The sequence below is a fragment of the Nocardioides ureilyticus genome, from assembly GCF_051280745.1.
Taxonomy (GTDB): domain Bacteria; phylum Actinomycetota; class Actinomycetes; order Propionibacteriales; family Nocardioidaceae; genus Nocardioides.
Window position 1 is genome coordinate 1 of the sequence record NZ_JBNCOG010000027.1, and the last position, 18,039, is coordinate 18,039.

The 18,039-nt window shown below is 74.9% G+C and carries 19 protein-coding genes; 13 read left to right on the top strand and 6 right to left on the bottom strand.

Annotation, left to right across the window (positions count from 1 at the left end; all coding sequences use genetic code 11):
* The first annotated feature begins 181 nt into the window (after positions 1–181).
* From ACSMHG_RS14560 to ACSMHG_RS14575, 4 genes are read left to right on the top strand one after another with little or no spacing between them, the layout of a single operon-like run.
* A complete protein-coding gene (locus ACSMHG_RS14560; protein ID WP_435746347.1) occupies positions 182–1,216 on the top strand; it encodes a glucosyl-3-phosphoglycerate synthase in 1,035 nt (344 codons plus the stop codon).
* Positions 1,213–2,076 carry a dihydropteroate synthase gene (gene folP, locus ACSMHG_RS14565; protein WP_435746349.1) on the top strand — a complete coding sequence of 288 codons (864 nt, stop codon included), beginning with the start codon at positions 1,213–1,215 and terminating at the stop codon, positions 2,074–2,076. The genes ACSMHG_RS14560 and folP overlap by 4 nt, the downstream gene beginning before the upstream one ends.
* Positions 2,073–2,561, top strand: coding sequence for a class III extradiol ring-cleavage dioxygenase family protein (locus ACSMHG_RS14570; protein ID WP_435746351.1), 489 nt, complete (start codon positions 2,073–2,075; stop codon positions 2,559–2,561). The genes folP and ACSMHG_RS14570 overlap by 4 nt, the downstream gene beginning before the upstream one ends.
* The gene (locus ACSMHG_RS14575) at positions 2,558–3,226 is read left to right on the top strand and encodes a dihydrofolate reductase family protein (protein WP_435746353.1); all 669 of its coding nucleotides are present in this window, start codon (positions 2,558–2,560) and stop codon (positions 3,224–3,226) included. Before ACSMHG_RS14570 ends, ACSMHG_RS14575 begins: the two co-directional genes overlap by 4 nt.
* Positions 3,227–3,254: 28 nt before the next feature.
* On the opposite strand, the gene ACSMHG_RS14580 is transcribed toward ACSMHG_RS14575, so the two are convergent.
* Entirely contained in the window at positions 3,255–4,223 is a 969-nt protein-coding gene (locus ACSMHG_RS14580) for a hypothetical protein (protein ID WP_435746355.1), read from the bottom strand.
* A 156-nt stretch (positions 4,224–4,379) separates the two neighbouring features.
* Here ACSMHG_RS14580 and ACSMHG_RS14585 point away from each other — a divergent pair, with 156 nt between their 5' ends.
* The 4 genes from ACSMHG_RS14585 to ACSMHG_RS14600 are packed head-to-tail and all read left to right on the top strand — an operon-like array spanning position 4,380 to position 7,791.
* Positions 4,380–5,774: an MFS transporter gene (locus ACSMHG_RS14585; protein ID WP_435746357.1), complete on the top strand. Its 1,395-nt coding sequence runs from the start codon at positions 4,380–4,382 to the stop codon at positions 5,772–5,774.
* A 44-nt stretch (positions 5,775–5,818) separates the two neighbouring features.
* Positions 5,819–6,772 carry an LLM class flavin-dependent oxidoreductase gene (locus tag ACSMHG_RS14590; RefSeq protein WP_435746359.1) on the top strand — a complete coding sequence of 318 codons (954 nt, stop codon included), beginning with the start codon at positions 5,819–5,821 and terminating at the stop codon, positions 6,770–6,772.
* A 40-nt stretch (positions 6,773–6,812) separates the two neighbouring features.
* Positions 6,813–7,397: a rhomboid family intramembrane serine protease gene (locus ACSMHG_RS14595; protein WP_435746361.1), complete on the top strand. Its 585-nt coding sequence runs from the start codon at positions 6,813–6,815 to the stop codon at positions 7,395–7,397.
* 34 nt (positions 7,398–7,431) lie between these two features.
* Positions 7,432–7,791: a hypothetical protein gene (locus ACSMHG_RS14600; RefSeq protein ID WP_435746363.1), complete on the top strand. Its 360-nt coding sequence runs from the start codon at positions 7,432–7,434 to the stop codon at positions 7,789–7,791.
* A gap of 25 nt (positions 7,792–7,816) precedes the next feature.
* Here the strand turns inward: ACSMHG_RS14600 and ACSMHG_RS14605 are convergent, their stop codons facing one another.
* The 3 genes from ACSMHG_RS14605 to typA form a co-directional block, all read right to left on the bottom strand.
* Positions 7,817–8,806: a TIGR03617 family F420-dependent LLM class oxidoreductase gene (locus ACSMHG_RS14605; protein WP_435746365.1), complete on the bottom strand. Its 990-nt coding sequence runs from the start codon at positions 8,804–8,806 to the stop codon at positions 7,817–7,819.
* A gap of 62 nt (positions 8,807–8,868) precedes the next feature.
* The gene (locus ACSMHG_RS14610) at positions 8,869–10,338 is read right to left on the bottom strand and encodes an MFS transporter (RefSeq protein WP_435746369.1); all 1,470 of its coding nucleotides are present in this window, start codon (positions 10,336–10,338) and stop codon (positions 8,869–8,871) included.
* Entirely contained in the window at positions 10,236–12,131 is a 1,896-nt protein-coding gene (typA, locus tag ACSMHG_RS14615) for a translational GTPase TypA (RefSeq protein ID WP_435746371.1), read from the bottom strand. The genes ACSMHG_RS14610 and typA overlap by 103 nt, the downstream gene beginning before the upstream one ends.
* 141 nt (positions 12,132–12,272) lie before the next feature.
* Between typA and ACSMHG_RS14620 the strand changes: the two genes are divergently transcribed.
* The gene (locus ACSMHG_RS14620) at positions 12,273–12,749 is read left to right on the top strand and encodes a PPOX class F420-dependent oxidoreductase (protein WP_435746373.1); all 477 of its coding nucleotides are present in this window, start codon (positions 12,273–12,275) and stop codon (positions 12,747–12,749) included.
* Between the two features lie 66 nt (positions 12,750–12,815).
* Entirely contained in the window at positions 12,816–14,117 is a 1,302-nt protein-coding gene (locus ACSMHG_RS14625; protein ID WP_435746375.1) for a protealysin inhibitor emfourin, read from the top strand.
* Positions 14,118–14,136: 19 nt separating this feature from the next.
* On the opposite strand, the gene ACSMHG_RS14630 is transcribed toward ACSMHG_RS14625, so the two are convergent.
* Together ACSMHG_RS14630 and ACSMHG_RS14635 are read right to left on the bottom strand one after the other, a co-directional pair.
* Entirely contained in the window at positions 14,137–14,826 is a 690-nt protein-coding gene (locus tag ACSMHG_RS14630) for an aspartate/glutamate racemase family protein (protein ID WP_435746377.1), read from the bottom strand.
* A gap of 30 nt (positions 14,827–14,856) precedes the next feature.
* A complete protein-coding gene (locus ACSMHG_RS14635) occupies positions 14,857–15,612 on the bottom strand; it encodes an SDR family NAD(P)-dependent oxidoreductase (RefSeq protein WP_435746379.1) in 756 nt (251 codons plus the stop codon).
* A 48-nt stretch (positions 15,613–15,660) separates the two neighbouring features.
* Here ACSMHG_RS14635 and ACSMHG_RS14640 point away from each other — a divergent pair, with 48 nt between their 5' ends.
* The 3 genes from ACSMHG_RS14640 to ACSMHG_RS14650 all read left to right on the top strand — a co-directional run bounded on the left by ACSMHG_RS14640 (position 15,661) and on the right by ACSMHG_RS14650 (position 17,911).
* The gene (locus ACSMHG_RS14640; protein WP_435746381.1) at positions 15,661–16,074 is read left to right on the top strand and encodes a hypothetical protein; all 414 of its coding nucleotides are present in this window, start codon (positions 15,661–15,663) and stop codon (positions 16,072–16,074) included.
* 68 nt (positions 16,075–16,142) lie between these two features.
* The gene (gene mshA / locus ACSMHG_RS14645) at positions 16,143–17,402 is read left to right on the top strand and encodes a D-inositol-3-phosphate glycosyltransferase (RefSeq protein ID WP_435746383.1); all 1,260 of its coding nucleotides are present in this window, start codon (positions 16,143–16,145) and stop codon (positions 17,400–17,402) included.
* Positions 17,399–17,911, top strand: a complete 513-nt coding sequence (locus tag ACSMHG_RS14650; protein ID WP_435746385.1) for a type III secretion system chaperone family protein — start codon at positions 17,399–17,401, stop codon at positions 17,909–17,911. The genes mshA and ACSMHG_RS14650 overlap by 4 nt, the downstream gene beginning before the upstream one ends.
* The last annotated feature ends 128 nt before the right edge of the window (positions 17,912–18,039 follow it).

An 18,039-nucleotide genomic window follows, 5' to 3' on the forward strand; every position in this document is an offset into this window, starting at 1 on the left:
CCCCCCCCCCCCCCCCCCCCCCCCCCCCCCCCCCCCCCCCCCCCCCCCCCCCCCCCCCCCCCCCCCCCCCCCCCCCCCCCCCCCCCCCCCCCCCCCCCCCCCCCCGCCCCCGGCGCGGGGCGGGCTCGGCGGAGGCCATGGGGTCGATTGAAGCAAACGGCCGCGCACTAGGTTGGCCGGCATGGAGGACGGCGGCTGGTTCGCGCGCAACACCCACCACTGGAACGACTGGTCGCTCGCCGACCTCGTCGCGGCCAAGGGCGACCGACGGGTCAGCCTCGTGGTCCCCGCACGCAACGAGGCCGGCACCGTCGGGCAGGTGGTGACCCGGCTCCGCTCGGCGCTCGTCGAGACCGTGGCGCTCGTCGACGAGGTCGTCGTCATCGACTCCGACTCCACCGACGCGACGTACGACGTGGCGACCGGCGCCGGCGCCGTGGTGCACCGGTCCGCGGAGGTCCGGCCGGACCTCGGGTCGCGCCCGGGCAAGGGAGAGGCGATGTGGAAGTCGCTCTTCGTGACCAGCGGCGACCTGATCGTCTTCATGGACGCCGACCTCGTCGAGTGGGACACCCACTTCGTGCCCGGCCTGCTCGGCCCGCTGCTGAGCCGCCCCGAGGTGGCGCTGGTCAAGGGCTACTACGAGCGTCCTGGCGCCGAGGGTCCCTACGACGGGGGCCGGGTGACCGAGCTCGTCGCCCGGCCGCTGCTGGCCCTGGAGCACCCCGAGCTCGCCGGCCTCGTCCAACCGCTGGCAGGGGAGTGGGCCGTGCGCCGCTCCCTGTTCGAGACGCTCACCGTGCCCAGCGGGTACGCCGTCGAGCTGGCGGCCCTCGTCGACACCGCCCGGACCCTCGGCGCCGACGCGATCGCCCAGGTCGACCTCGGCCGCCGGGACCACGCCCACCAGCCGCTGCTCGACCTCGGCGCGATGGCGACCCAGATCCTCGCGGCGATGGCTCGCCGGCGCGGCCGGGGTCCGGCGGGTTTCGAGACGGTCGCTGCGCGACCTCCTCAACCAGCCGGGCCTGCCGCTGGGAGACCTCCTCGCCCAGCCGACACGATCACCCTCCGCCAGTACCACCCCGGCCCGGCCGGCATCCGCCCCGTCGACCGCGACGTCCTGCTCGCCGAGCGCCCACCGGCGAGGTCGGTGGATCCCACCCCACGAGAAGACTCGCTTCGCTCGCTTCCCGCGGGGACCCCGACACGATGACGCTCCGCCTCGGACGACACCGGTTCGCCGACGACGCCACCTTGATGATGGCCATCGTCAACCGCACCCCGGACTCCTTCTACGACCGCGGGGCCACCTGGGCCGAGGACAAGGCCTTCGACCGGGTGGCGGAGGTGGTCGACCAGGGCGCCGAGATCGTCGACATCGGCGGGATCAAGGCCGCGCCCGGTGCCGAGATCGACGAGACGGAGGAGAAGCGGCGCGTCGTCGACTTCGTGGCGCGGGTGCGCGCGGCGCACCCCTCGCTCGTCATCTCGGTCGACACCTGGCGCGCGTCGGTCGGCGACGCAGTGTGCGAGGCCGGGGCCGACGTCCTCAACGACGCGTGGGGCGGCGCGGACCCGGCGCTCGTCGACGTGGCCGCGAAGCACGACGTCGCGCTCGTCTGCACCCACACGGGCGGCGCGGTGCCGCGGACCCGCCCCTACCGGGTCGAGTACGACGACGTGGTCCGGGCCGCGATCGACGACACGGTCGCCTACGCCGAGCGGGCCCTCGCCGCCGGCGTCGCGCGTGAGTCGCTGGTGATCGACCCGGCCCACGACTTCGGCAAGAACACCTTCCACTCCCTCGAGATCACCCGGCGCCTCGACGAGATGGTGGCCACCGGCTGGCCGGTGCTGGTGTCGCTGTCGAACAAGGACTTCGTCGGTGAGTCCCTGGACCTGCCGGTCGGGCAGCGGCTCACCGGCACGCTCGCCGCGACCGCGATCTGCGCCCTCGCCGGCGCCCGGATCTACCGCGTCCACGAGGTCGTCGAGACCCGGCAGGTCGTCGACATGGTCAACACCATCGCCGGGCGCCGGCGCCCGGTCCGTGCGATCCGGGGGCTGCAGTGAGCGCGCGGGTCGCGCTGGTGCCGGGCGTGCTCGCGCTGCTGCCCGAGCACGCCGGTCAGGTCGACCCGGTGGCCGAGCTCCGTGCGGCGGCGCTGGCCGCGGTCCGGTGGCTCGGCCCGGCGGTCACGGTGCTGGCCGACGCCCAGGGGGAGCGGGTCGGCCGGGCGCTGCTGGCCGAGGCGGGTCCCGACCCGGGGGCCGCCGCCGACGACCCGGCGTACCTCGTCGTCGGGAACGGCTCGGCCCGGCGGAGCGAGAAGGCGCCCGGCCACCTCGACGAGCGGTCCTTCGCCTTCGACGAGGCCCTGCGCGCCGCGCTCGTGGCCGGCGACCTCCACGGTGTCGACTGGTCCCTCGCCGGTGAGCTGTGGGCGTCGGTCGACGGCCTGCGTCGCGCCGAGGACCTGTTGCGCGGACCGGCGAGGGTCGACTACGACGACGACCCGTACGGCGTGCAGTACTGGGTGATGCGGTGGGGCAGGTGAGGGTGCTGCTCGGCCCGGAGGGCAGTGGCCTGCCGGAGCTGCCCGAGCTGTACGCCGCGCCCCGGGACTCCTGGCTGCGGGTCAACATGGTCACCACGCTCGACGGCGCCGCGACGGGGGCCGACGGACGCAGCGGCTCGATCAACAACGCCGCCGACCACCGGGTCTTCCGGACGCTCCGGGAGCTCGCCGACGTCGTCGTCGTCGGAGCCGGCACTGCCCGGGCCGAGGGTTACGGCGCCGCCGAGGTACCGATCGTGGTGGTCACTCGTCGAGGCGAGGTCCCCGAGACGCTGCGGGGCGCGGCGCCGGGCCGGGTGCTCCTGGCGACCTGTGCCGACGCCGAGCACCTCGCCGCGGCGCGGTCGCTGCTGGGCGAGGAGCACGTGCTCGTCCTCGGTGCGGAGTCCGTCGACCTGGCCCGGCTGCGGCCGGCGCTGGCCGACCGCGGCTGGCGGCAGGTGCTCTCCGAGGGTGGCCCGCAGCTGCTGCGCGCCCTGCTCGCCGCCGGGGCGGTCGACGAGGTGTGCACCACCGTCGTGCCCCGACTGGTCGCCGGGGACGGGCCGCGGATCACCGCCGGCGCACCGGTCGACGTACCGCTCACGTTGCGGCTCCTCCTGGAGGAGGACGGCACGCTGCTGGCCCGGTGGTTCCTCGGCTGAGCTGGGCGTCCTCGCGACAGCCGCGCGATCACTCGGCGGCCGGTGCCTCCGGCTGCTGCTCGGTGGGCTGCGGCGCCACCGCGGTGAGGAACGCATCGGGGAACGCCTCGCGCAGCACGGCGAGGTACTCCTCCAGGCCGGCCCGGTCGAGGTCGATGGTGTCCACCCGGACGGCAGACGCACCGAGGTCGACGACGAGCTGGTAGGCCGTGCCCTCGCTCTGCGCCGGCACGTCGGCCACGAGCGCGGCCTCCTCGGCGGCGGCCTGCGCCGGCTCCGGCGCGGAGTCGGCCTCGGTCTCGTCGACCTCGCACTCCCAGCCGCGCTCGGCCGCGTCGGCGCACTGCGGCGCGGGCTCCGGCGCGGGCTCCGGCTTCGGGTCCGTGCCGGGCTCCGGCGTGGGCGTGGGCGTGGGCGTAGGTGTGGGTTCGGGCCCCGGGGTGGGCTCCGTGTCCGGCTCCGGGGTGGGCTCCGTGTCCGGCTCCGGGGTGGGCTCGGGAGCGGGGTCCGTGCCCGGCTGCGGCTCGGGCTCCGGCTCGGGCTTCGGTCCGGGCTTCGGTCCGGGCTTCGGCTCGGGCTTCGGCTCGAGTCCGCCCTGCGGCGCCCGGGTGTCCTCGTCGGTGCGGTCAGGACCGGCCTGGTCGGGCTCGTCGGCCTCGACCGGCGTGGGGCTCGGCGCGCCAGCCGCGCCCGAGGGTGCCGAGACGTGGTCCGGCGCCGGCACGTAGGAGCGCATGGGCGCGATGTCGGGGTGGCTGTACGACGACGGGAAGACCAGCTGCGGCGGGGGCGCGGTCCGCGGTGCGACGTCGGCGACGACCGGCGGCGGGAAGGCCTCGAGCGCGGGCGCGACCTCGACCGGGGCCGGACCCGACGGCTCGGTCGGCTGCGTGGCTGCAGCCTGCTCGAGGGACGGGCGCGCGTCGACGTACCCGAGCCCGGAGCCGGCGCCGACCGCGAACGCGGCGGCGATGACGAGTGCCGGTGTCCTGGTCATGAGGGCAGCCTAGGAGAGATATGGCGCGAGCGGGCATCGGCGGGGAGATCGGATGGGGAACAGCGAGTGCACGGAGCGAGTGGCGTCGACATCGCGCCGGAGGTACCCATTCCTCGTCCGGGAACACCACGCGTCCGCAGATTGTTCGCGACCGGTATGACCCCCACCCCGGTCGGCGACGACTCCCGCCGTGTGTCGCTCCTGCTGGGCCTGCTCTTCGGCCTCGCCGGCATGGGGTCCTCGTCGGCTGCCATCGCGCTCCCGCTGATGGGGCAGGACTTCGGGGTGGGTGTCGGCGTGGCCACGTGGTCGATCAGCCTCTACGCCCTCATGCTCGCGGTGACCACCGCCGTCTACGGCCGGATCTCCGACCTGGTCGGGGTCCGGCTGCCGCTCCTCGTCGGCATCGGGCTGATGACGACCGGTGCGGTCGTCGCCGCGCTCGCCCCGACCTACGGCGTGCACCTCGGTGCACGGCTCTTCCAGGGCGCTGGCGCTGCCGCCGTGCCCACGCTCGGCGTCGCCGTGCTGAGCGGACGGTACGACGGGGCGGTCCGCGGCCTCGCGCTCGGCCGGCTCGCCGGGATGGCCGCCGCCGTCAGCTGTCTCGGGCCGCTCGTCGGTGGCCTGGTCGAGCACGCCCTGGGCTGGCGTGCCGTCATGGCGCTGCCGATCCTCGGCGTGCTGGTGCTGCCGCTCCTGTGGCGGGCGCTGACCGGTGAGGGCAGCGGCGCGAGCCTCGACATCCTCGGCGCGGTGCTCGTGGCGGGTACGGCCGGCGGGCTGGTCCTGCTGATCCAGTCACCCTCCACGGGCCTGGTGGTCGCGCTGGTCGGCGCCCTGCTGCTGGTCCTCGGGGCGCCGCTGGTGGCGCTGCGGGTGAGGCGCCGCCCGCACGGCTTCCTGCCGCGCTCGGTGGTGCAGAACCCGACGGTCGTCCGCAGCGCGGTCGCCGCGGCCGCGGTGCCGGCGGCGTGGTTCGCCCTCCTCGTCGGTGCGCCGGCCGTGCTGGTGGCAGCGGGGTGGGCGCCGTGGCAGGTGGGCGCCCTGCTCGTCCCGAGCGCGGTGATCGCCCTCGTGGTGCCGCGGTTCACCGGGCCGCTGCTCACCCGCGTCGGTGGCCCGGTCGCCCTCGCCCTCTCCGGGGTGACGGCGTCGGTCGCGATGGTCCTCGCGGCGCTCGGCACCGCGGCGGTGGGCCACGGGTGGGTCGGCCCCGCCGTCCTCGTGGTCGCGGTGGTGCTCGTGACGGTCGCCTTCGGCCTCGGGCAGCCGGCGCTCACGGCGTCGGTCGGCGACGCGGTGGAGCCCGACGTGCGCGGTGTGGCGCTCGGGGTGGCGACCCTGCTCTTCCTCGTCGGTGGCAGCGTCGGCTCCGCCATGGTCGGCGGGGTGGGCGACGTCCTCGGCATCCCCGCCTCGCTCCTCGTCCTCGCCGTCCTGCCGCTGCTCGGCCTGATCGCCCTGGTGCCCGAGCTGCGCCGATCCTCGACGGCGCAGCCGGCGGGCGACGCCACGGGCGACCCCGCGGCCGACCCGGTGGAGGACTGAGAGAGCGACGGCCGCCCGACCGCCGGTCTGCGACGATGACGGGCGTGAGCCAGGGCATGCAGGTCGGTATGACGCTTCCGGTGATGGAGCCGGACCTGTGGGAGCACGGCGCCGGCACGCTCGAGGCCTGGGCGAGGGCCGTCGACGACGGGCCGTTCGGGTCCCTGTGCTTCGGCGAGCGGGTCGCGTTCGACAACCCCGAGACCCTCACCCTGCTCGGCGCGGTCAGCGCCTGGACGACCGGCGTACGACTGGTCACGACGGTGGTCGTGCCCCAGCTCCACGACCCGGTCCTGCTCGCGAAGGCACTGGCCACCGGTGACCGGCTCTGCGGCGGGCGGCTGACGGTCGGCGTCGGTGTCGGTGGCCGCGAGGAGGACTACCGCGCGGTCGGCGCCGACCCCGCCACCCAGCGGATCCGCGACCTGGCCGACCGCGTGGCCACGATGCGGCGGGTCTGGGCGGGGGAGCGGCCGACCGACTCGGTGCGCCCCGTGGGGCCGCCGCCGGTCCAGGACGGCGGCCCGGAGGTCCTGGTCGGCACGATGGGCCCGCGCACCGTCCACGACGCCGCCCGGTGGGCAGACGGGCTGGCCGGCGTGACCCTCGACCTGGACCTCGATGCGGTGGGCCGGCTCTTCGACCTCGCCCGCGAGGCCTGGGCGGAGCAGGGCCGCGGCCGACCGCGACTGGCGACGTCGTTCTGGTTCGCCCTCGAGCCCTCGGACCGCGGGGGCGACGGGCCACCGGACGGAGCCGCGCGGGCCCAGGTCCACCGGCACCTGCGGCACTACATGAACTGGCTGCCCGCGGACCTCGTCGATGCCATGGCGCCCACCACCGGCTTCGCCGGCACCCCGCAGCAGCTCGCCGACACGCTGCGCCGCTTCGAGGACCTCGGTGCCGACGAGGTCCACCTGATCCCGACCGCCTCCGACCCCCGCCAGGTCGAGGCCGTGGCGGAGGTCGTCGCAGGCCTCGCCGGACCGGTCGGATGACCGGCCGGACCACGGGTCGGACCACGGGTCGGACCGGCCGGTGACCTGGGCCCGCGCGGCGCTGATCAGCGTCTGCTTCGTCGCGCTGCTGTGGGCGGTGGAGGTCCTCGACGTGCTCTGGAGCCGCGACCTCGACCTGTACGGCGTGCGCCCGCGCGAGGGTGAGGGGCTGACGGGCGTGGCCCTCGCGCCGCTGCTCCACGCCGGCTGGGACCACCTGATCGGCAACACCCTGCCGGTGCTCGTCCTCGGCTTCCTCGTGCTCGCGGCCGGCATCGGCCGCGGGCTGGCCGTCACGGCGGTGATCTGGCTGGTCGGCGGGCTCGGCGTTTGGCTGACCGCCCCGGCCGCGACCCTGCACGTCGGCGCCTCGGTGCTGGTCTTCGGCTGGCTGGTCTACCTCATGGTGCGGGGCGCCTACACCCGCAACGTCGGGGAGATCATCCTCGGGCTCACGCTCTTCATGATGTACGGCGGGATCCTGCTCGGAGTGCTCCCCGGCCAGCCGGGGATCTCCTGGCAGGGGCACCTCTTCGGCGCGGTCGGCGGGGCGCTGGCGGCCGCGATGGTCGACCGGCGCCGCTGGACCCGGCAGGCGCCACCGGCCGGGTGGTCACGGCTCTAGGCTTCCCCCGTGCGAGAGGACAGGGGATCGGCCCATGGCTGAGGACACCTTCGCCGGCGAGCTCGAGGCCGTCGAGCGGGACGCCGCCGAGCAGCGCCGGCTGGCCGGACGGCTGGACCGGGGCAAGGCCGCCGTCGCCGCGGCCGAGGCGGCCGTGACCGGGGCCCGGGCCCGGCTGGTGGCCGAGTCGCCCGACGTCGCCAGGCTCGAGACCTTCAGCCCCACGCGGATCTGGGCCGGCCTCCGCGGCAGCCGGGAGGTCGACCTCGATCGCGAGCGCGCCGAGGAGCAGGCGGCCGAGTACGCCGTGGCGCAGGCCGAGGCCGAGCGGCTCCGGGCCCGCGCCGAGGTGGAGCTGGCCGCGCGACGGGAGCAGCTGGTGGCCGGCTCCTGAGCGTCTCCGGGCCGGTCGGGGTGGCTCAGCCGAGGGCGCGGGCCAGCGCACCCACCTGCTCCAGCGGCGCGTCGTACCCGGGGAAGTAGGCGCACACCCGGTCGGCGACGTCGCCGAAGCGGCGGTGCAGCTCCGCGGCGCACTCCTCGGGCGTCCCCACCACGGCCAGCGTGTGCAGCATGTCCTCGGTGACCAGCTCGATCATCGCCCCGACGTCCCCGGTCTTGGAGAGCCGGTTGAGCTCCGGCTGGACGTCGGCCCAGCCCTCCACCTCGAGCACGGGGCGGTACGCCGGGGTGGAGCCGTAGAAGGCCAGCAGCCCGCGGACGCCGAGGGAGGCAGCCCGCTGCTCCTCCGGGGTGCGGCCCATCGCCACGATCGCCTGCGGGTGGATCCGGAACCGCGGCGAGGCCGGCGTGCCGAGCGCCGGCAGCGTCCGCTCGCGGAAGTGCCGGTGACTGTGGAAGGGCATCACCAGCAGGCCGTCGGCCACCTCGCCGGCCGTGCGGGTCATCAGCGGGCCGAGGGCGCCGAGGAGGACGGGCGGGGGGCCGTGCGGGTTCGGGCCGGGCACGAAGGTCGGCGGCATCAGCGTGTGCCGGGTGTGCTCGCCACGGAAGTCGAGCCGGGTGCCGTCCTGCCAGGCCGAGAGGATCGCCTTGACGGCCAGCACGATCTCCCGCATCCGGGCGGCCGGCGGCGACCAGGTCGCGCCGTACCGGTTCTCCACGTGCGGCTTGATCTGCGAGCCGAGACCGAGACGGAACCGGCCGCCCGACATCAGCTGCAGGTCCCACGCGGTGTGCGCGAGGTGCATGGGGGAGCGCGGCATCGCGATGGCGACGTTGGTCATCAGGTCGGTCTCGACGCCGGTCGCCGCCGCGGCCGCGAGCGGCAGGAAGACGTCGTGCGGGCCCTCGAACGTGAAGAGCCCCGCCACGCCCGCGCCGACCAGCTCCCGCGCCCGCGCTGCGGCGCCGTCGGGCCGGCCGTCGAGCTGCACGTCGAGGAGCACCCGCGGAACCTAGCCGCCGCCCCACTCCCGGGTCCACGCCACTCCCACCCCGGCGGGGAGGGTCAGACGGGCACGCGGCGGTCGAGGAGGACGGCGCCGACGCCGGCGACCACCCACACCGAGGCGATGGTGAGCAGCGCCGCGCGGAAGCCAGCGCCCCCGCCGCCGTACGCCGCCATCAGCGCCACGCTGAGCGCGGACCCGACCGTGAAGCCGAGGTAGCGCAGGACCTGGTTGAACGCCATGGCCGACCCGGTCTCCGCAGCCGGCACGTGCGGCACCATCAGCACGGCCAGCGACGAGAACGTGAAGCCGCTGCCGGCGCCACCGAGCGCCATCACGGCCAGCGCCTGCCAGAGGTGGTCGTGCCACACCGCGAGCGCGAGGGTCGCGCCGAGGAACATCAGGCATCCGGTCGGCAGCAGCACCGCCGGGCCGACGCGCGCGGCGACCACCCGAGCGAGCTGGTTGCCGAGGACGGACATCAGCGCGTACGGCACCAGGACCGTCCCCGCGACCAGCACGGACATCCCCAGGCCGAAGCCCGGCCCGTCGGCGCGGACCAGCACGACGACGAGGGTGAGCAGCGAGTACATCCCCAGGCCGGCGATCGGCGCGACGAGGTTGGGCGCGGCGATGCCGGGGCGGACGGCGAGCCGCAGGTCGACCAGCGGGTGCGGCCGGCGCAGCGTCCACGCCACCCACGCCACGAGGCCCACGAGGCCGGCCACCCCGAGTGCCAAGGTGCGCGGCGACGTCCAGCCCCACACCTCGCCCTGCGAGACGGCCAGGAGCGCGGCCAGCATGGCGGCCGACAGACCCACGGCGCCCGACCAGTCGACGCGTGCGCCCTCGAGGGTGGGCGCCTGCGGCACGAAGCGCCACGCCATCAGCCAGGAGGCGGCGGTGAGCGCCGCGCCGAAGAGGTACGCCGCGGCGAGGCCGCCGACCTCGGCGACCAGGGCGGTCAGGGGATAGCCGAGGCCGGCGCCCGCGACGGTCGTCACCGAGAGCAGGGCCACCGCCCGGGCGAGGCGCTCGCCGGTCATCTCGTCGCGGGCGACGGCGATGGCCAGCGGGAGGAGCGCCAGGCCGACGCCCTGCATCGCCCGCGCGGCGACCAGGAGCCCGAAGGAGCCGAGCGGCACCGCGGCCGTGGCGAGGACCATGCCGAGGGTCACGGTGGCCAGGCCGGCGAGGATCGTCGGCCGCCGCAGCCGGCCGCTCGCGAAGCGCCCGACCACCGGCGTCGACACGGCGCCCGCCAGCAGCGCGGCGGTCAGCGACCACTGCGCCGTGGTGAGTCGCACGTCGAAGTCGGCGGCCACCGACGGCACCAGCGGCGCCCCGAGGCTGCTGGCGACGGCGGTGAGCGTGGTGAGCAGGACCAGCGTGGTGAGCAGGAGGTTCTCCGACCTCCGGGAGACGGCTACTTCGCGGCCTTCCGCGCCCGGCTGGCGATCTTGGCGCGCTCGTTCGCGTCGAGGATCACCTTGCGGATGCGGACCATCTCCGGGGTCACCTCGACGCACTCGTCGTCGCGGCAGAACTCCAGGCACTGCTCGAGCGAGAGCTTCTTCGGCGGGATCAGCTTCTCGAAGTTGTCGGAGGTGGCGGACCGGATGTTGGTCTGCTGCTTCTCCTTGGTGATGTTGACGTCCATGTCGTCGGCGCGGGAGTTCTCGCCGACGATCATGCCCTCGTAGACCTCCGTGGCCGGCTCGACGAACATCACGCCGCGCTCCTGCAGCGAGGTCATGGCGTACGCCGTCGCGGCACCCTTGCGGTCGGCGACGAGCGAGCCGTTGTTGCGCGAGCGGATCTCGCCGGCCCACGGCTCGTACTTCTCGAAGATGTGGTGCGCGATGCCGGTGCCGCGCGTCACGGTGAGGAACTCGGTCCGGAAGCCGATGAGGCCACGCGCCGGCACGAGGAACTCCATCCGCACCCAGCCGGTGCCGTGGTTGGTCATCTGCTCCATGCGGCCCTTGCGGGTGGCCAGCAGCTCGGTGATCGCGCCCAGGTGCTCCTCGGGGGCGTCGATCGTCAGCCGCTCGACGGGCTCGTGGACCTTGCCGTCGATCTCCCGGGTGACCACCTGCGGCTTGCCGACGGTCAGCTCGAAGCCCTCGCGGCGCATCTGCTCGACGAGGATCGCCAGCGCCAGCTCGCCGCGGCCCTGGACCTCCCACGCGTCGGGGCGCTCGGTCGGGAGGATCCGCAGCGAGACGTTGCCGATCAGCTCGGAGTCGAGGCGGTCCTTGACCAGGCGGGCGGTGACCTTGGAGCCCTTGACCCGCCCGACGAGCGGGGAGGTGTTGGTGCCGATGGTCATCGAGATCGCCGGCTCGTCGACGTGGATGAGCGGCAGGGCGACCGGGTTCTCCGGGTCGGCGAGGGTCTCGCCGATGGTGATGTCGGGGATGCCCGCGATCGCGACGATGTCGCCGGGGCCGGCGGACTCGCCGGGCTTGCGCTCGAGGCCCTCGGTCACGAGCAGCTCGGTGATCTTCACGCGGTTGACCGAGCCGTCGCGCTTCATCCACGCGACCTGCTGGCCCTTCTTCAGCTCGCCCTGGTGCACGCGGACCAGCGCGAGCCGGCCGAGGAACGGCGAGGAGTCGAGGTTGGTCACGTGGGCCTGCAGCGGCGCGCCCTCGTCGTAGGTCGGGGCCGGGATGGTCTCGAGGATCGTCTTGAACAGCGGCTCGAGGTCCTTGCTGTCCGGCAGCTCGCCGTTCGCGGGCTGGTCGAGCCCGGCCACGCCGGCGCGGCCCGAGGCGTAGACGACCGGGAAGTCGAGCGCCTCCTGGCTGTGGCTGTCGTCGAGCAGGTCCATGAAGAGCTCGTAGGTCTCGTCGACGACCTCGGCGATCCGGGCGTCGCCGCGGTCGGTCTTGTTGACGACGAGGATCACCGGCATGTCGGCGTTGAGCGCCTTGCGGAGCACGAAGCGGGTCTGCGGCAGCGGGCCCTCGGAGGCGTCCACGAGCAGCACGATGCCGTCGACCATCGACAGGCCGCGCTCGACCTCGCCACCGAAGTCGGCGTGACCGGGGGTGTCGATGATGTTGATCGTCATCGGCTCCCCGCCCGCCGCCGGGCCCGCGTAGTGGACCGCGGTGTTCTTCGCGAGGATGGTGATGCCCTTCTCGCGCTCGAGGTCGCCGGAGTCCATGACCCGCTCGGCGACGCTCTCGGCCTGGTGGGCGGTGAAGGCGCCGGCCTGGCGGAGCATCGCGTCGACGAGGGTCGTCTTGCCGTGGTCGACGTGGGCGACGATGGCGACGTTGCGCAGGTCCGTGCGGGCGGTGGTTCCGGGCATGAGGGCGGTACGTCGCTTCCGTCGAGGGTCTGGAGTTCATCGGGGAGGCCGCAGGAGGGCCCCGTCGAGTCTAGGGGCGCCCGCGCGCTCGCCCCGCATCCGCAGGTGTGGCCGGGAGCACCGCCTGGGCACCTGCAGGACATGCCTGCCATCGCCACGAACACCCGCGTCGACCGCACCGCGCTCCTGGACTTCGTCCGCACCCGCCACCGCCTGGTCCTGCTCACCCACCGCTCCGACGGCCGCCCGCAGCTCTCGCCCGTGACCGGCGGGGTCTCCGCGGAGGGCCACGTCGTCGTCTCGACGTACCCCGACCGCGCCAAGGCCGTGAACCTCCGCCGGGACCCGCGCTGCTCGGTGCTGGTGCTCTCCGAGGAGTGGAACGACGCGTGGGTCCAGCTCGACGGGACCGCCGAGGTCCTCGACATGCCGTCGCAGGAGGCCGAGGACGGGTTGGTCGAGTACTTCCGCTGCATCTCCGGCGAGCACCCGGACTGGGAGGAGTACCGCGCCGCCATGCGCGCCCAGGGCAAGTCGCTGCTCCGGATCACCGTCGAGGACTGGGGTCCGGTCGCCACCGGCGGCTTCCCGCCGGACCGGGTGCCCTCGGCGGGGTGATCCCGGCCCCGTCGCCGGCGACACCGGGCCCTCGACGCTGTCGGCGCCGCGGGGCAGGGTGGGGACATGTCCCGGACCCGTCGCTCGTTCGTCCCGCCCTACCTCCTGCGCCGGCTCGCCGAGACCGACCCGGCGTACGCCGGTGGGCTGGCGCTGGACGAGGCGGTGCGTGGCGAGCGTGCCGCCCTCGCCCCCGTCCCCGTCACGGAGCGCACGCGAGCGCCTGCCTGGGCGGTCCACGACGCCCGGCAGACCACCGAGCTCCCCGGCACGCTGCGTCGCTCGGCCGGCCAGGCACCGGTGGGCGACGCGGCCGTGGACGAGGCGGCCGAGGGCACCGCGGCGGCGCTGGCCTTCTTCGCACAGGCCTACGGTCGCGCGTCGTACGACGGCTCCGGGGCGCCCGCGGTGGTGACCGTCCACTACGGCCGGGACTACGCCAACGCCTTCTGGGACGGGTCGCAGCTGGTCTTCGGCGACGGTGACGGGCGCGTCTTCGGACGCTTCACGAGGGCGGTGGACGTGCTCGGCCACGAGCTGACCCACGCGGTCGTCGAGCACAGCGCCGGCCTCGTCTACCAGGGACAGTCCGGCGCGCTGAACGAGTCGGTCGCCGACGTCTTCGCCGCCTGCCTGAAGCAGTGGCTGCTCGGCCAGTCCGCAGCCCAGGGCGACTGGCTGATCGGCGCGGGCATCTTCCTGCCCGGGGTCGCGGCACGGGCGCTGCGCGACATGGCTGCCCCCGGCACGGCGTACGACGACCCCGCGCTCGGGCGTGACCCGCAGCCCGGCCACATGCGCGACTACGTCGACACCCTCGACGACAACGGTGGGGTGCACCTGAACTCGGGCATCCCCAACCGCGCCTTCCACCTCGCCGCGCTGGCGGTGGGCGGCTCGTCGGCGGAGGGCGCCGGCCGGATCTGGTACGACGCGCTCACCGGCGGCGACGTCCGCCCCCGCAGTGACTTCGCCTCGTTCGCGGCCGCCACCGTGCTCGCGGCCGGGCCCCATGCGGCTGCGGTCCGGGAGGCCTGGGACGCGGTCGGGGTGGTCCCCGGCGCGACCGGTGTGCCGGGCACGCCGGCGGCCGGCTCGAGCGCCGCCACGCGTGTGGCGGTACGACGTACCGGCGGCTTCGCCGGCTTGGTCGCGGAGGGTGCCGTCGACCTCGACGCCGACGACCCGCGGGCGCGGGAGCTGAGGCTGCTCAGCGAACGGGTCGACCTCGGCTCGGTCGAGCAGGTGCACCCGGTGCCCGACGCGTTCGTCTACGAGGTCGACGTCTGCGGGGCTCGTGCGGTCGTTCCCGAGCCCCGGCTCACCCCGGACCTGCGGCGGATCGTGGAGCTGGTGCTGGGGGAGTGAAGCCGGCTGCGGGGTCGGGTCAGGCCAGCGCCCGGTCCAGGGCCGCCGCCACGTGCAGCGTGGTGCAGGGGAAGACGGGGATGTCGGCGTCGGCCTGCTTGACCAGCAGCTCGAGCTCGGTGCACCCGAGGACCACACCGGCCGCGCCGGCGTCCCACAGCTCGTCGATGACCGAGACGACCCCGCGGCGGGAGGTGTCGAGGACCCGGCCGTGCACCAGCTCGCCGTACACGACGTCGTCGAGCTCCTGGTGGTGCCGCTCGTCCGGCACGTGCACGGTGATGCCGTGGCTGGCGAGCCGGTCGGTGAAGAACGGCCGGGTCATCGAGAACCGGGTGCCGAGGAAGCCGACCGACGAGACGCCGGCGGCCTTGCAGGCGTCGGCGACGACGTCGGCGAGGTGGAGGACGGGTACGTCGAGCGCGGCCTCGACCTGGTCGAAGACCTGGTGGTACGCCGTCGTGCACATCAGCACGAAGTCGGCGCCGGCGCGCTCCACGCCCTGGGCGGCCGTGACGAGCAGCCGGGCCACGTCGTCCCACCGCTCCGCGGCGGCCAGCTCGGTGACCTCCGCGAACTCGACCGAGGCCAGCACGGTGCGTGCGGAGTGGAGGCCGCCGAGGCGCTCCTCGACGCCGCGGTTGAGCCCTTCGTAGTACACGGCGCTGCTCTTCCAGCCGAGCCCGCCCAGGAGTCCGATGGTCTGCATGGTGCTCACCCTTCCACGGCGGGCCGCGCGTCAGTCGAGGACCCGGTGCACCTTGTGCTGCGCCGCCTGCGCGCGGGGCCGGATCACCAGCTCGTCGACGTTGACGTGCGGCGGCCGGGTGACCATCCAGGTGATGGCGTCGGCGACGTCCTCGGCGGTGAGCGGCTCGGCGACCCCGGCGTAGACGGCGTCGGCCCGCTCCTGGTCGCCGTCGAAGCGCACCAGCGCGAACTCCTCGGTCCGCACCATCCCGGGAGCGACCTCGCAGACCCGCACCGGCTGGTCCCACAGCTCGAGGCGGAGCGTCTCGGTGACGACCTGGGTCCCGTGCTTGGCGGCGGTGTAGCCGCCACCGCCCTCGTAGGCGACGCGTCCGGCGGTCGAGCCGACGTTGAGGACCACGCCCGCGCCGCTCGCCACGAGGGCGGGCAGCAGCGCGCGGGTGACCTGCATCAGGCCGATCACGTTGACCTCGTACATCCGCCGCCAGTCCTCGCTGGACGCCTCGGCCACCGGAGCGGCGCCGAACGCCCCGCCGGCGTTGTTGACCAGCACGTCGAGCCGGTCGCCGACCACCTCGCCGAGCGCGGCCACGGACTCCTCCGAGGTGACGTCGCAGACGACGGGGGTGCCGCCGATCTCCGCGGCCAGCGCCTCCACCCGGTCGGCGCGGCGGGCGGCGCAGAAGACGTGGAACCCCTCGGCCGCCAGCATCCGGGCGGTGGCGGCCCCGATGCCGCTGCTGGCGCCGGTGACGACGGCGGTGCGGGTGCGGTGGTCGGTCATGCGGACCATGGTGGATGACGCCGGGCTCCGCTGGCACACTGACCTGCTGTGCTGCTCCTCCTCGCCCGCGTGACCGGCCTGCTCGGCGGGCTGGCCTGGATCGTCCGCTGGTTCCTCGGCGACGGTGCCGCGGCGGACCCGGCTCACTGGACGGGCTCCGCGCTGATCGCCGTCTCGCTCGCGGCGTACGGCGGGGGGCTGGTGCGCGTGGCCTGGCTGCGGGTCGTCGTCGGGCTGGCGCTGCCGGTGCTGGTCTGGTCGGTGCTGGTCGTGCTGCGGGACGGTCCGGACGCCGCACTCGTCGACGCGCTGGTGGGGGTCGGCATGGTGCTCGTCGCCGTCCTCGGCTGGGTGCGCCAGGGGCGCCGGTCGCGCGCCCGCTCGCAGACTCGCTCGCAACACCGTTCCCAGCACCGCTCGCCGGCCCGATCGGGAAGCCGCTCGGCGAGCCGCGCGGGGTGACGGGAACAACCGCGGCCGGTCGCCGGTTGGGCCCGGGAGGACCGGCGGACGGCAGCGGAAGGACGAGCGTGGACCCGATCAGGCGGCTGGCGATGGTCAGCCTGCACACCTCGCCGCTCGACCAGCCGGGCACCGGCGACGCCGGCGGGATGAACGTCTACGTGGTTGAGGTCGCCAAGCGCCTCGCCGACCGCGGCATCGAGGTCGACGTCTTCACCCGCGCCACGAGCTCGACGCTGCCCGCCGTCGTCGAGGCCTACGCGGGCGTGTCCGTGCGGCACATCCACGCGGGCCCGTACGAGGGGCTCACCAAGGCCGAGCTCCCCGCGCAGCTGTGCGTCTTCGCCCGCGAGGTGCTCCGCGCGGAGGCCGCCCACCCGGTGGGCCACTACGACGTCGTGCACTCCCACTACTGGCTCTCCGGCCAGGTCGGCGCGCTCGCACGGGACCGCTGGGGCGTGCCCCTCGTCCACTCCATGCACACGATGGCGAAGGTCAAGAACGCCGCGCTCGCCGCCGGTGACGTCCCCGAGCCGGCCGCCCGCACGATCGGCGAGGAGCAGGTCGTCGAGGCCGCCGACATGTTGATCGCCAACACCGCGATCGAGGCCGGCCAGCTCGTCGACCTGTACGGCGCGGAGCCGGCGCGCGTGGAGGTCGTCCATCCCGGCGTCGACCTCACCGTCTTCCGCCCCGTCGACCGCGTCGCGGCCCGGGCGGAGCTCGGCCTGCCGCCCGACGCCCACGTGCTCCTGTTCGCCGGCCGGATCCAGCCGCTGAAGGCGCCCGACGTGCTGCTCCGGGCGGTCGCCGAGCTGCTCGCGGCCGCGCCGGCGCTCCGCGGGCGCCTGGTGGTGCCCGTGGTGGGCGGGCCGTCCGGCTCGGGCCTGGACCGGCCGGAGTCGCTCGCGGCGCTGGCCGCGGAGCTCGGCATCGCCGACGTGGTGCGCTTCGTGCCGCCGGTCGGGCAGGCCGAGCTGGCGCGGTGGTACGCCGCGGCCACGGTCGTCGCGGTGCCGTCGTACAACGAGTCCTTCGGGCTGGTCGCCGCGGAGGCCCAGGCCTGCGGCACGCCCGTCATCGCCGCCGCGGTCGGTGGGCTCACGACCGTCGTGCGCGACGGCCGGAGCGGACTGCTGGTGCCGACGCACCAGCCTCGCGACTGGGCGGCGGCCCTCGACCGGGTGCTCGGCGACCCGCCGCTGCACCGGCGGCTCGCCGCGGGGGCGCTGGCCCAGGCCCGGGAGTTCTCGTGGGAGGCCACCGCCGCCGCGACCCTCGACGTGTACCGCCGGGCGCGCACCGGCATGCGGGAGGCAGCAGCGTGAACGAGCAGGCGGCCCAGGTCGTCCGCGACCACCTGGCCGACAACGACCTCGAGTTCGAGGAGACCCGTCCGGGGCTGTTCTCCTTCAGCCTCCCCGGCGAGAAGAAGCTGCAGACCGCCGTCCGGCTCGACGTCGGGGAGCACGCCCTCGGGGTGCACGCGTTCGTCTGCCGCCGGCCCGACGAGAACCACGAGCGGGTCTACCGCTGGCTGCTCGAGCGGAACCTGCGGATGTACGCCGTCTCGTTCGCCGTCGACCGGATGGGCGACATCTACCTCGACGGCCGGCTCCCGCTCAGCGCGGTGGAGCCGGCGGAGCTGGACCGGCTCCTGGGTGCGGTCCTCAGCTACGCCGACGACTCCTTCAACGCGATCCTCGAGCTGGGCTTCGCCTCCTCCATCCGCAAGGAGTGGGAGTGGCGCAAGCTGCGAGGGGAGTCGACGCGCAACCTCGAGGCGTTCCGCGGGTGGCTCGAAGCCGGCGAGGAGCCGGACACTCCGCCGGTGTAGGTCGAGCGGCGTCGGTCTTGCGGAGATCTTGAGGCTGCCCTCCGTCAGGATGGCCACCTGCCGGCCGATGACGGAGGCATGGCCCATGACCAGACGTCCAGTAGCGCCGTCACGCGGACCCGCCGGCC